We start from the raw sequence: 12494 nt of genomic DNA, 5'->3' as shown, positions 1-12494 counted from the left end.
CGAGGTTAACGAAATGAGTAATCAATACGAAAAATATTATGTTCCGGAGCAAAGCCCCTGGCCGATAGTGGGGGCTGTTGCGTTGTTTTTTATCGCTGTGGGCGCGGGTCTTAGCGTTATGCAGTTAGAGCAAGGCGGTGGCTCTGGTACCTATTGGCTTATTGCTGGTATTGCAGTGCTGGTGTACATGCTGGTGGGATGGTTTCGCAATGTGATTAATGAATCACAAAGTGGCTTGTATTCGGCGCAAATGGATCGTTCTTTTAAACAAGGGATGAGCTGGTTCATTTTCTCAGAAGTCATGTTCTTTGGCGCTTTTTTTGGGGCACTATTTTATGCCCGTATGTTGGCTGTACCTTGGCTTGGTGGTGAGGGTAATAACTTGATGACCAACGAGGTGTTATGGCCTGAATTTAGCGCCTCATGGCCGCTAGAGTTAACACCAGGCGGTGATACAACTCAGGCTATGGGATGGCAAGGTTTGCCGCTAATTAATACCATTATTTTGCTAGTTTCTTCGGTGACTTTACAGTTTGCGCATACTGCAATTGAGAAAGACAACCGTAAACAGCTTACGGTATTTCTTGCCCTGACGGTGATACTCGGCGCGGTATTTCTGTTTCTTCAAGGTGAAGAATACATTCACGCATATCAGGATCTAGGCCTTAAGTTAGACTCGGGTATTTATGGCAATACTTTCTTCTTGCTCACAGGCTTCCACGGTATGCATGTCACCTTAGGGGCGATCATGCTTACCGTGGTACTCATTCGCGTAATCAAAGGGCACTTTAGCAGTGAAAAGCACTTCGCATTTCAGGCTGCGGCTTGGTATTGGCACTTTGTTGATGTGGTGTGGTTGTGTCTATTCGTATTTGTGTATGTGTTGTGATAGGAGAAGGGTTAAAGCGCAGCAAGCCAGCTTGCTGTGCGAGCAGAATAATAATCAGGACGATGGCGCACAAGGCAACACGTTTGCCTAAGTAGTGCGACATCGGCACCTTGGAGTCAGACTTCAGCATAGCCAACATGGCACGGAATAAGGTGTATATGACAAAAAGTAGCAGCGCAACAATAATAATTTTTATAAGCACAGTGCAGTTTTCCTCTAATTGGTGTGCGAGTGAATACTCATAAGCTTAGCGCATTTTTGTGGAGTAGCATTGTCGTGTTAGTAGTAAGTACTTGTGTAGGCTTGGGTTTCTGGCAGTTAGATCGTGCCGAGCAAAAGCAAGAGCGCGAGCAGCTATTGCAGCAATGGGCCAGTAAAGGGCGCATTCCTTTTACCCAAGCTCAGCGCCTGATCAATTCAGATGTTGATGCCACAGGTATGCAAACCGCAGTGTCTGGTCGTGTGCTACAGCACTACTGGTTGCTTGATAACCAGGTTTATCAAGGCCGGGTTGGCTACGACGTATTGGTGCTGGTTATGCCTCAAGGAGCTAGTCGGTGGCTACTGGTCAACCTTGGCTTCATTGTTGCGCCAACAACACGTGAGCAACTGCCTCAGTTGCAGCTACCGACACAGATAACGCTTGATGATGTGCTCATTAAAGAAGGCCCGTTAGGGTCAATTACCTTGGCGCAAAGCTCACCATCAATGGGTTGGCCTAAGCGTGTACAGCAAATCGACATAACACAAATCGCGAATCAAGCGAGAGTCCCCGTTTATAATTTTATGGCGTATGCGCAAACGCCTTCGCCGTTAGTTGCTACCGAGCCACATTACCAGCCTGTGACCATGCCTGCAGAAAAGCATATAGCCTATGCATGGCAGTGGTTTCTCATCGCCTTAGCGGCGTTATTGATTGCGCTTACCGCCTTTTGGCGTGCAAGGAGAGGGTATGACAAATCGTAAACCATTAGTGATTTTTATTGCTTGTTTCATTATTCCCGTTGTTGCGGCTATTGCCGTTCTTAAAAGTGGCTGGCTACCAGCAAGTACCAGTAATAACGGCACTTTAATGAGTGAGCAGGTGGAACTTGAACAGTGGGGCCAATACCCCGTGTCGCCCTGGACTATCGCGCTAGTGAATCAAGCTGATTGTGGCCCTTGCCAAGCTCAGTGGCAAGACATGCAGTCGCTCTATGTAGCGCTCGGGAAAAACCAAAGTAAGGTGCGCATGGCAGTACTAGGGGAGAGGCCACGCAGCGCCGAGGTACCCGAGGTGTTGCATGTGGATTCAGTGCCCAGTGCATTAAAAGCAGGTCATCTGTACTTGATAGATCGCCATGGTTTGGTGGTATTGGAATATGACTACGTTGAGCAGGAGCAGCAAAATCGACTTATCCATAAAGGATTACTAAAAGACATTAAAAAACTACTTAACTATTCTCGCAGCAGCTAACGAGGCCAGTATGACAAAAAATTATAAAACTCTGGTGTTATGCACTGCCATTCTCGCAGTGTTGGTGGTGGGCTTGGGCGCTTATACACGTTTAAGTGATGCAGGGCTTGGGTGCCCGGATTGGCCCGGTTGTTATGGCTTTCTCACCGTACCCGATCAAGCCCATGAAATACAAAAAGTGCAGCAGCACTTTCCTGGTGCGCAGGTAGATCAAGGTAAAGCCCTCAAAGAGATGGTGCATCGCTATTTTGCCGGCGGCCTAGGCTTATTGATCCTAGCTTTAGCAGTGTATGCATTACGCCATGCAAAGTTGCCCCATGTCCCGTTGCGTCTACCAATGGTGTTGTTGTTACTGGTTATTTTCCAAGCCTTACTGGGCATGTGGACGGTGACCATGAATTTACAACCTTTGGTGGTGATGGGGCATCTTCTTGGTGGCTTTTCCATTGCTAGCTTACTGTGGTTACTTTACCTACGAACCCATTCTCAGCCCGTATTTGGTGGCGACCCCGGAGCGAGAGCAAGTCTAGGTTGGAGCCTGTCCGCGTTAGTTGTGGTGGTGATACAGATTGCCTTAGGGGGATGGCTCGCGGCAAATTATGCAGCCACACATTGTATTGGTTTCCCGATGTGTGCGGGCAGTGAGGCGTTCTCACTCAGTAGTGTTTTCCAGCTACCTACCGAGCACAGTAATTATGAGTTTGGGGTGTTGTCGTTCGAATCGCGTATGTCTATTCATCTATTGCATCGCTTTGGCGCACTCATTACCGCCGTGGTGTTGCTCAGTGCCATGTGGCAGGTATTTCGCAGTGCGCAATCACAGATGATTAAACAGGCGTGTGGCTGGGTTGTGGCGGCCTTAGTGGCGCAAATAAGTTTAGGTATCGCGTTAGTACAGATGAGTATTCCGTTAAATGTGGCACTTGCCCATAACTTGATGGCGCTATTGCTATTACTGACCTTAGTGCGGTTGTGTTATCTACAAAAATCAAAAAGTTAATAAGGGAGCAGGCTATGAGCAAAGCGATTTATTGGCAGTACGGAGATAGTAAAGACACCACATGGCGTGATTATTTAGCCATGTGCAAAGCGAAGGTTGTGCTGATGTTGGTATTAACCGCTTGGGTTGGCGTAGCTTTAGCTCCCGACATGGGGCGCAGTTGGCTATTACAAGCTGTGAGCTTACTGGGTATTGGCTTATTATCAGCAGCCGCAGCGGTGATTAACCATATTGTGGACCGAGAAATTGATATGAAAATGGCTCGCACTCGCCATCGCCCGGTGGCCCGTGGCAGAGTGAGTGAGCGCAATGGCTTTATGTTTGCAGCACTGATTGGTGGGCTTGGGTTTGCTGCTTTGGTTAGCGCTGCTAACTGGCTGTGTGCCATTTTGACGCTGATGGCACTGGTGGGTTACGCAGTTGTATATACATTATTTCTAAAGCGGGCAACGCCTCAAAATATTGTTATCGGGGGGCTTGCAGGGGCGATGCCTCCTTTGCTTGGTTGGGTTAGTGAAACGGGTCAACTTGCTGCAGCACCATGGCTCTTGGTGATGATCATTTTTACTTGGACCCCTCCGCATTTTTGGGCTTTAGCTATTGCTAGAGAGGCAGATTATCGTCGAGCGAATGTGCCTATGCTACCTGTGACGCACGGTATCGATTTTTGTAAAACATGTGTATTGGCGTATACCGTGATTCTCGCCTTAGTGTGCATCTTGCCCTATTTAATTGGTATGTCAGGGCTATTTTACTTGTTATCAGCAGTTATTCTTAATGGTGTGTTTATTGCCTACGCTTGGCGTTTAAAGCGCGAACAGGACCATCGCAGTGCAATGGCCGTTTTTAAGTTTTCAATTGTGCATTTAATGGTACTCTTTGTCGCATTGTTCATAGATAAGTGGATGTTTTATGTGGCGTAAATTAGGCGCGGCCGCGCTATTTTCTGTTCTGCTACAAGGGTGTTCAAAGCCGACATTAGAGGTTGATGCGCTGGTGTATGAGCCAGCCAAAGTCGTGAAGCCATTTAAGCTGAAAAATCAACACGGCAACGATGTCGGCGTTGATGACTTAAAATCGCAGTGGGATTTGCTGTTTTTAGGTTACACCAGTTGCCCTGATGTGTGTCCCATGACCTTGGCAAAGCTCCGGCAGGTAGAAAAAAAGCTTGCCATAGAAGATATAAACGTTTGGTTTATATCAGTAGATCCTAATCGCGATACTGCACAAAAGCGTCTACAGTATATTAATTACTTTAATCCTAATTATCAGGCCGTGTCGGGACCGCACAAGGCGCTTTACCCCTTTGTCCAGAATTTAGGGCTAATTTATGCAGTGACTGAAGAGCAAACAGGAGACTATTTAGTGGACCACAGTGCCTCAGTGGCACTGGTCGATCCGCATGGGAAAATACGGGCTATCTTCAAACCTGAATTTAAAGCTGGCAGTGTACCAACCATTAATACAGACACCATGATCAAGGACCTTAAATCTATACTCAGCTACTACGGTGGCTGAGCAAGTATCAGCGTGTCCCCCTTCGGTTGTCTATACATAGGCAGCCAATTCACCTAACTCTCTATTTATTTAAAGATTTTTTTACAAAATTCGCTGGCAATCTAACTAACTAGGTCTAAGCTTTTGATATGAGAAATGTTAAATGCTCAAGCATAATTTATGTTTAGGTTGCCTAACGAATTAACCATTTCACAAGTTGAAAATTTACAGGCAGAGCTACTGAAGCAGCTCCAGCAGGGCAGTGATCTTTGTTTGGATATGAGCGATGTAACTCGCGCCGATACTGCCTGTATTCAGCTTTTGTGTGCGTTACAAAAAGCATTACAACTTGGCGATCACAGCATTACATGGGAAGGCTCGAGTGAAGCGCTCATAAACGCTTGTCAAAGCTTGGGTGTAGCCAATTATTTAGCGCTAAATGGAAACTAAATTAGGGGTGGGTATGACGAAGATTCTAGCCGTGGATGACTCAGCTTCAATGCGTCAAATGGTGAGCTTTACCTTGAAAAAGGCAGGTTATGAAGTCACTGAAGCGAAAGATGGCAGTGAAGCGTTAGCGATCGCCAAAAAGGATAAGTTCGACGCCGTGATTTCAGACGTCAATATGCCGGTTATGGATGGCATCACCTTGATTCGAGAGCTAAGAACCTTAGGTGATTACAAATTTACCCCTTTGCTTATGCTTACTACCGAATCCGGGCTAGATAAAAAGTCTGAGGGCAAGGCTGCGGGGGCCACCGGCTGGATAGTTAAACCCTTTAATCCAGACCAACTACTTGCAGTAATGAAAAAAGTAATTCGCTAAGGCTGCGCGGCTATGAGTATCGATCTCAGCCAATTTTTCGAAGTTTTCTTTGAGGAGAGTTTCGAGGGCCTTGATGCCATGGAGAGTGAGCTGTTAAATCTTACTCCAGGCGAAGCCGATAGCGAAACGCTCAATACCATCTTCCGCGCAGCCCACTCAATCAAAGGCGGCAGTGGTACTTTTGGGTTCACTTCAGTGTCCGATTTTACCCACGTTTTAGAAACCTTGCTGGACCAAATACGCCAAGGTCAGCGTCAACTTGAAGCACAGCACGTAAACCTGCTATTGCGTTCGGTCGACTGCTTGCGAGAGATGTTGCAGGCACTGCAAAGCGAACAAGAGCCAGAATTACACACTGCCAAGGAGCTACAGCAACAATTTGAGGAAATTCTCGGTCTAAGTGAAGGGGAAGTGGCGGCCAACGAAAACGAAGCGAGCGCTTCACCGTCGCAGCAAGCAGAAACTAACACCTATCAAATTTTATTTAAACCGCACCATCATTTATTCAAAACAGGCAATGAACCCCTGTTTATGCTCAGTGACTTGGGGGATCTCGGATCCATTGAAGTTGAAGCTGATTTATCCGCCATCCCTGAAATTCAGAATCTACAGGGTGATGAATGCTTCATGTCTTGGAAAGTATTTTTGCAAACTGAAGCAACACAAGAGCAAATTAAGGAAGTGTTTGAGTGGGTAGAAGATGATGCTGATATCGATATTAGTCTGTGCGGAGGTTTGTTCTCAGAGCAGGAATCATCCGCGCCGACTGAACCACTGGAGCACGATGATGCTGCACAGCAATCAAGTGAAAACGAACCGGTGGCCCAAGCGACTCAAGCACCGGCAAGTAAAGGCAAAGCAAATAAAGCTAAATCTAATGAGTCGACTTCCATCCGTGTTGGCATAGATAAAATTGACTCGTTAATCAATATGGTGGGTGAACTGGTTATTACGCAATCCATGCTCAGCCAACTGGGTGAGCAGGAAGTGACCGAAAATACCCTGGCTGCGCTGCAGGAAGGGCTTGCACAGTTAGCGCATAATACCCGCGATTTACAAGAAAATGTCATGCGTATTCGCATGCTGCCAATTAGCTTTGTATTCAGCCGATTCCCACGTTTAGTGCGAGATATATCGCAAAAACTCGGTAAGCAGGTGGAGTTAAAAATTCTTGGCGAGGGTACCGAGCTTGATAAAACAGTGATGGAGAAGATCTCTGATCCCATGGTGCATTTAGTGCGCAATTCGTTAGATCACGGCCTAGAGACGCCAGAACAGCGTAAACAAAGTGGTAAACCTGAAATTGGCACGGTGACACTCAACGCCTTTCACCAAGGCGGCAATATTGTGATTGAAATAATGGACGATGGCCGAGGCCTAAATACCGAAAAAATCAGAGAAAAAGCCATCGCTAATGGCCTAATCGATGGCAATGAAGAGCTCAGTGACGACGACATTAACGAGCTCATTTTCGAACCAGGGTTCTCCACAGCCGACGAAGTGAGTGACATCTCCGGGCGCGGCGTCGGGATGGATGTGGTGCGCCAGAACATTAGCTCCTTAAGCGGTTCTATCGAAGTGGTGTCGACACCCGGAACGGGGTCAACTTTTACCATCCGTTTGCCACTAACGCTCGCTATTTTAGATGGTCAACTGGTCCGCATTGCCGAACATACCTATATTGTGCCGCTCATTACCATCGTTGAGTCATTACAAATTGATACGAATAAGGTCAGCCGGGTCGGCAAAAGCTTGGAGGTACTGCGGCTGCGTGATGAATACATTCCCATTTTACGGTTATACCAACTGTTCAATCATCATGATGCCATTACCGAACTTGATAAAGCTCTTCTGGTCGTGGTCGAGTGTGATAACCAAAAAGTGGGTCTGCTGGTGGATGACTTACTAGCGCAACAGCAAGTGGTAATAAAAAGTTTAGAGGCGAACTATCAGAAGGTTGATGGTGTTTCCGGTGCAACTATTCTCGGAGATGGGCGGGTATCGCTGATCGTTGATATTGCCGGGTTAACCAAAATGGCCGGTTTGAAAAAGCCAGGTGCACAAGAGGCACTCATTGATGCTGCAGCCCTGCATGAGGAGCAGGTATGAAAGTAGAAGGCATTAACGAACATATTATCTTGCAGAATAATCAGGGTCACATTCAGCAATACCTGACATTCATGATGGCTGACGAAGAGTACGGCATGGATATCCTGAGTGTACAAGAAATACGTGGTTGGGAGGAAATAACTGCGATTCCTAATGCCCCAGATTATATCAAAGGGGTCATTAACCTCAGGGGAACTATCGTACCGATCATTGACTTGCGTTTGCGCTTTGGGATTGAGCCACAGCCTTACGGACCACTGACGGTCGTCATCGTGGTTAAAGAGCAAGTAAGAGAGAAAACTAAGGTAATGGGCTTGGTGGTTGACGCTGTGTCCGATGTTTACGCAATTAATCAACAGGATGCGAAAGGGATCCCGGAATTTAACGATTCAAGCGACAACGAATTAGTGGAGCGACTCGTTAATGTAGGGGAAACCATGGTCATTCTTCTGGATTTGCCAAAAATACTCGATTGTTAATGGCGAACAAGTACTAACAGGGTGGAAAAGCATGGGCTGGTTTACTAAGGAATCAAACACTTCAAATGAAGACACAATGCTATTAAAGGCATTAAACAGGTCTCAAGCAGTGATCGAATTCACCCCATCGGGGAATATCTTAACCGCTAATGATAACTTCCTGCGCGTGATGGGTTATAACCTTGAAGAAATCCAAGGCCAACATCACCGATTATTTGTCGACGCCAAGGAGGCTTCAAGCCCCGAATATAAACGTTTTTGGCAGCGTTTAAGCGCCGGCGAATATATTAGCGATGAGTTTCGGCGTGTAGACAAATCTGGAGAAGATATCTGGATCCAAGCATCGTATAACCCCGTCATGAATCAGCAGGGTGAGGTCGTTAAGGTGGTCAAGTTTGCCACCGATATTACTGAATCTAAGCTCAAGCGAGCCGAGCTAGAAGGACGAGCAAAAGCGATATCACGGGCGCAGGCGGTGATAGAGTTTGAGTTAGATGGCACCATTATCACTGCCAATGATAACTTCTTATCAACCTTGGGCTACCGCTTGGAAGAAATTAAAGGCCAGCATCACCGCATGTTTGTCACCCCTGAGGAGGCGGCGAGCCCTGAGTATACCGTTTTTTGGCAGCGCTTAAGCCAAGGTGAGTATAATTCAGGACAATACAAACGTATCGGTAAGAATGGCGCAGAAATATGGATCCAAGCATCCTACAACCCTATTTTTGATATGAATGGTGACCCTGTAAAGGTAGTGAAATATGCCATTGATATCACCGAGCAGCGCCAACAAGAACGACAAGCACGGGAGTCAGCGCGCCTAGCAAGTGCATTAAAGGTTTGCCAAGCCAATGTCATGATGGCTGACAACGACCTTAATATTGTGTTTGTTAACGAACAAGTCAAAGCCATGCTGCGCAATCGCGAGAAACAAATTCAATCAGCATTGCCTAACTTTAAAGTGGATGACTTGATAGGAACGTGCGTGGATGACTTCCATGCTAAACCGTCGCACCAGCGGGCAATGCTGGCAAAACTTGATGAACCCTACAACACTAACCTTAAACTTGCCGGGCTGACTTTCAACCTAATAGCAACGCCTTGGGTTGACGAAGATGGCAAGCGTCTAGGGACCATTGTTGAATGGCAGGATATGACCGAAGAGCTTGCTCGAGAGGAGAAACAAAAACAGGCAGCACGAGAGAACCTACGTGTACGCCGTGCCTTAGATAATGTCTCGACCAATACCATGATTGCCGACAATGACCATAATATCGTGTATTTGAACGAGGCGGTGGTCAACATGATGCGCAATGCTGAGCGAGACTTACGCAAAGACTTACCCAACTTCGACAGTAACAACTTGGTTGGTCAAAACATTGATGTATTTCATAAAAACCCAGCGCATCAACGCTCAATGTTAGAGAAACTCTCTACCACCTACAGTACAGAGATTGTCGTCGGTGGGCGGACCTTCGGATTAGTTGCCAATCCAATATTAACCGAGGAAGGTGAGCGTGCGGGGACCGTAGTCGAGTGGGACGATCGCACTGCAGAGGTCTCTATTGAGAAAGAAATCAATGACTTAGTAGGCGCTGCTCGCAGAGGGGAGCTGAATGCTCGCGTGAGTTTAGATGGCAAAGATGACTTCTTCCTGCGTTTATCTAAAGGCCTTAACCAACTGGTAGAGGTGGTGGATGAAGCAGTGGATGAAACGGCCACTATGCTGGATTCATTAGCTCATGGTGATTTAACTAAGCGTATTGATAGTGACTTCCAGGGAGCCTTCGAAAAGCTCAAGCGTGATGCCAACAGTACCGCTGATAAGCTCACCGAGATGATTGAGAAGATCACCAGCTCAGCCAACTTGGTGGCAACGGGAGCAGAGGAAATCTCGCAAGGTAACACCGACTTAAGCCAGCGTACCGAGGAACAAGCTTCATCGTTGGAAGAAACGGCATCGAGTATGGAAGAGATGACCAGCACGGTGAAGCAAAATGCCGATAATGCCAAGGTTGCCAGTGAGCTTGCAGAGAAAACATGCGACAAGGCCAAGCAAGGTGGCGACGTGGTTAATCGTGCTGTCTCAGGCATGGCAGAGATTAACGAAGCGAGTAAGAAAATTGCCGATATTATTGGTGTTATTGATGAGATTGCTTTTCAAACCAACCTGCTTGCACTTAATGCCGCCGTGGAAGCGGCCCGAGCTGGTGAGCAAGGTCGCGGCTTTGCGGTGGTTGCCGGTGAAGTGCGTAACTTAGCACAACGCTCAGCGGGTGCGGCCAAAGAAATTAAGGAGCTTATCCGTGACAGTGTCGGCAAGGTTGAGGATGGCACCGTATTAGTGAATGAATCAGGTGCAACGTTGCAAGACATTGTTGAGTCGGTGCAAAAAGTAACGCAAATGATCTCTGATATTTCAGAAGCCTCAATTGAGCAAAGTTCAGGTATTGAACAAGTAAATAAAGCCGTGGCGCAAATGGATGAGATGACTCAACAAAATGCAGCCTTGGTTGAACAAGCCTCTGCTGCTAGCGAATCGATGGCGGAGCAGGCCAATAGTATGCGCCAGCTACTGAGTTTTTTCTCCATCAATATGCAAGCAGCTCTTCCGGATATGAGTACGAGCCCAAGTAGTGCAGTGAAACGGTTGAACGGAGCTAAAACGCAAGCAAATAAATCACCTGCCCCCTCAGGGAATAACTTTGTTGATGATGGAGACGAGTGGGAAGAATTTTAATAGCGTAGTGGCTACATGATGTGCCCAACTAAAGTACGTATTGGCGAGGAGGCCCAGCAATGTCGGAGTTTATTTTTACAGATAAAGACTTTAAAAGTATTGCTGGGCAAGTTTATCAAGCGTGCGGCATCGTGCTCGGACCGCATAAACGAGAAATGGTGTATTCGCGGCTGGCAAAACGGTTGCGCCAATACGGGTTTACCAAATTCAAGCAATACCTAGTGTTTTTGGAGCAGCATCCCGAGCAGGAGCTGAGCCACTTTATTAACGCATTGACCACCAATCTAACCTCATTTTACCGTGAGAAGCACCACTTCGATTACCTAGAAAAGGAGCTGCTTCCGCGAGCGTTAAAAGAAAATACTCGCGATCATAAAATTCGTATCTGGTCGGCAGGGTGTTCCACAGGCGAGGAACCATACTCCATTGCGATGTCGGTTGCCAAAGTTTGTCCGCGTGTTGGCTGGGATATCAAGATTCTCGCGACCGATTTAGACTCCAATGTGTTGCACAGCGCACAACAGGGAGTGTACAACCAGCGACAGGTCACAGGGATCCCGGAGCCACTGTTGAAAACATGGTTTTTAAAAAGCCGCAGTGGCGAACAAATGAAAGTGAAGCAGGCGCTACAGAAGTACATAACCTTTAAGCGCTTAAACTTACTTGAGCCTTGGCCTATGAAGGGCCAATTCGACGTTATTTTTTGCCGAAATGTAGTGATTTACTTCGACAAAGTGACCAAAGAGCACCTCTACAATTTATTTGCACAGCGGCTCAAACCCGGAGGACACTTATTTTTAGGCCACTCCGAAACCATGGGTAAAGAGCAAACTCAGTTCAATAACCTAGGTCGTACTATGTATTCTAAGGTAGGTTCATGAACCCAGCATTCAAGCCAACCTTACGCGGGTTTGAGCAAATAAAACGGTTTTGGGACTCAGGCCGTAATAAAGTGATGGCTAAGGTGTTGCCCGGTGAGTTTTATGTCACCAAGCAAGATGAGTTGGTGTCAACGGTACTGGGATCATGTATTGCCGCGTGTATCTACGACCCGGTAATGGGAATCGGTGGTATGAATCATTTTATGTTACCCAGCTCTTTGCAGCTGGAGCAAATAGATCCCGATAGCACCGACTGCCGCTATGGGAACTGGGCAATGGAATTTTTGATTAATGAAATTGTTAAAAATGGTGGATTGCGCAAGAACCTACAAGTGAAACTATTTGGTGGCGGTAAGATTATTCGCTCTATGACCGATGTCGGTATGGGCAATATCCGCTTTGCCAATGCATATCTAAAGGAGGAAGGGCTCAACTTGGTTGCACATGATGTAGGTGGCCCTTGGCCGAGAAAAGTGCTCTTTCACCCAGAATCAGGTGCAGTGAAGGTGAAAAAGCTGCGCACAATGCACAACGACACTATTCAGAAACGAGAACTGAAATACCTGCGCGATCTTGAGCAGACAGACAGCAATACCGATATTGAGCTGTTTTAGGAG

At 46.8% G+C, this 12494-nt stretch carries 14 protein-coding genes; 13 read left to right on the top strand and 1 reads right to left on the bottom strand.

Translation table 11 applies throughout. The features are described from left to right. Positions 1-13: 13 nt before the first annotated feature. Entirely contained in the window at positions 14-889 is an 876-nt protein-coding gene (locus PRUTH_RS14195) for a cytochrome c oxidase subunit 3 (RefSeq protein ID WP_045979080.1), read from the top strand. On the opposite strand, the gene PRUTH_RS14190 is transcribed toward PRUTH_RS14195, so the two are convergent. After that, on the bottom strand, positions 789-1091 hold the full coding sequence (locus PRUTH_RS14190; RefSeq protein ID WP_081604362.1) for a DUF2909 domain-containing protein: 303 nt from the start codon (positions 1089-1091) through the stop codon (positions 789-791). The genes PRUTH_RS14195 and PRUTH_RS14190 overlap by 101 nt on opposite strands. Positions 1092-1165: 74 nt before the next feature. Between PRUTH_RS14190 and PRUTH_RS14185 the strand changes: the two genes are divergently transcribed. The 12 genes from PRUTH_RS14185 (at position 1166) to cheD (ending at position 12491) form a co-directional block, all read left to right on the top strand. Further along, on the top strand, positions 1166-1855 hold the full coding sequence (locus PRUTH_RS14185) for an SURF1 family protein (RefSeq protein WP_162197071.1): 690 nt from the start codon (positions 1166-1168) through the stop codon (positions 1853-1855). Next, positions 1842-2345, top strand: coding sequence for a redox-active disulfide-containing membrane protein (locus tag PRUTH_RS14180; protein ID WP_151173553.1), 504 nt, complete (start codon positions 1842-1844; stop codon positions 2343-2345). Before PRUTH_RS14185 ends, PRUTH_RS14180 begins: the two co-directional genes overlap by 14 nt. A 10-nt stretch (positions 2346-2355) precedes the next feature. Next, positions 2356-3345: a COX15/CtaA family protein gene (locus tag PRUTH_RS14175; protein WP_022943705.1), complete on the top strand. Its 990-nt coding sequence runs from the start codon at positions 2356-2358 to the stop codon at positions 3343-3345. Positions 3346-3359: 14 nt separating this feature from the next. Next, on the top strand, positions 3360-4268 hold the full coding sequence (cyoE, locus tag PRUTH_RS14170; protein WP_053909944.1) for a heme o synthase: 909 nt from the start codon (positions 3360-3362) through the stop codon (positions 4266-4268). Then, entirely contained in the window at positions 4258-4863 is a 606-nt protein-coding gene (locus tag PRUTH_RS14165) for an SCO family protein (protein WP_045979083.1), read from the top strand. Before cyoE ends, PRUTH_RS14165 begins: the two co-directional genes overlap by 11 nt. 159 nt (positions 4864-5022) lie before the next feature. Next, positions 5023-5292 (top strand): STAS domain-containing protein, encoded by a 270-nt coding sequence (locus tag PRUTH_RS14160; protein WP_022943708.1) that lies wholly within the window; start codon positions 5023-5025, stop codon positions 5290-5292. A gap of 13 nt (positions 5293-5305) precedes the next feature. Beyond that, positions 5306-5668 (top strand): response regulator, encoded by a 363-nt coding sequence (locus PRUTH_RS14155; RefSeq protein ID WP_026110938.1) that lies wholly within the window; start codon positions 5306-5308, stop codon positions 5666-5668. Between the two features lie 12 nt (positions 5669-5680). After that, entirely contained in the window at positions 5681-7777 is a 2097-nt protein-coding gene (locus PRUTH_RS14150; protein ID WP_151173552.1) for a chemotaxis protein CheA, read from the top strand. Next, positions 7774-8256, top strand: coding sequence for a chemotaxis protein CheW (locus PRUTH_RS14145; RefSeq protein WP_022943711.1), 483 nt, complete (start codon positions 7774-7776; stop codon positions 8254-8256). Before PRUTH_RS14150 ends, PRUTH_RS14145 begins: the two co-directional genes overlap by 4 nt. A gap of 31 nt (positions 8257-8287) precedes the next feature. After that, complete coding sequence (locus PRUTH_RS14140; protein ID WP_151173551.1) at positions 8288-10996, top strand: methyl-accepting chemotaxis protein; 2709 nt, start codon at positions 8288-8290, stop codon at positions 10994-10996. Between the two features lie 59 nt (positions 10997-11055). Continuing rightward, positions 11056-11877, top strand: a complete 822-nt coding sequence (locus tag PRUTH_RS14135; RefSeq protein WP_151173550.1) for a CheR family methyltransferase — start codon at positions 11056-11058, stop codon at positions 11875-11877. Next, the gene (gene cheD, locus PRUTH_RS14130) at positions 11874-12491 is read left to right on the top strand and encodes a chemoreceptor glutamine deamidase CheD (RefSeq protein WP_022943714.1); all 618 of its coding nucleotides are present in this window, start codon (positions 11874-11876) and stop codon (positions 12489-12491) included. The genes PRUTH_RS14135 and cheD overlap by 4 nt, the downstream gene beginning before the upstream one ends. The last annotated feature ends 3 nt before the right edge of the window (positions 12492-12494 follow it).

Source organism: Pseudoalteromonas ruthenica (assembly GCF_008808095.1).
GTDB lineage: Bacteria > Pseudomonadota > Gammaproteobacteria > Enterobacterales > Alteromonadaceae > Pseudoalteromonas > Pseudoalteromonas ruthenica.
Note: the sequence above shows the minus strand (reverse complement) of the source record. Positions and strands in the feature narration are given on the sequence as shown.

Coding starts and splice junctions, on each gene's coding strand:
- PRUTH_RS14195 (WP_045979080.1), top strand. CDS start 14: ATGAGTAATCAATACGAAAAATATTATGTTCCGGAGCAAAGCCCCTGG.
- PRUTH_RS14180 (WP_151173553.1), top strand. CDS start 1,842: ATGACAAATCGTAAACCATTAGTGATTTTTATTGCTTGTTTCATTATT.
- PRUTH_RS14175 (WP_022943705.1), top strand. CDS start 2,356: ATGACAAAAAATTATAAAACTCTGGTGTTATGCACTGCCATTCTCGCA.
- cyoE (WP_053909944.1), top strand. CDS start 3,360: ATGAGCAAAGCGATTTATTGGCAGTACGGAGATAGTAAAGACACCACA.
- PRUTH_RS14165 (WP_045979083.1), top strand. CDS start 4,258: ATGTGGCGTAAATTAGGCGCGGCCGCGCTATTTTCTGTTCTGCTACAA.
- PRUTH_RS14160 (WP_022943708.1), top strand. CDS start 5,023: ATGTTTAGGTTGCCTAACGAATTAACCATTTCACAAGTTGAAAATTTA.
- PRUTH_RS14155 (WP_026110938.1), top strand. CDS start 5,306: ATGACGAAGATTCTAGCCGTGGATGACTCAGCTTCAATGCGTCAAATG.
- PRUTH_RS14150 (WP_151173552.1), top strand. CDS start 5,681: ATGAGTATCGATCTCAGCCAATTTTTCGAAGTTTTCTTTGAGGAGAGT.
- PRUTH_RS14145 (WP_022943711.1), top strand. CDS start 7,774: ATGAAAGTAGAAGGCATTAACGAACATATTATCTTGCAGAATAATCAG.
- PRUTH_RS14140 (WP_151173551.1), top strand. CDS start 8,288: ATGGGCTGGTTTACTAAGGAATCAAACACTTCAAATGAAGACACAATG.
- PRUTH_RS14135 (WP_151173550.1), top strand. CDS start 11,056: ATGTCGGAGTTTATTTTTACAGATAAAGACTTTAAAAGTATTGCTGGG.
- cheD (WP_022943714.1), top strand. CDS start 11,874: ATGAACCCAGCATTCAAGCCAACCTTACGCGGGTTTGAGCAAATAAAA.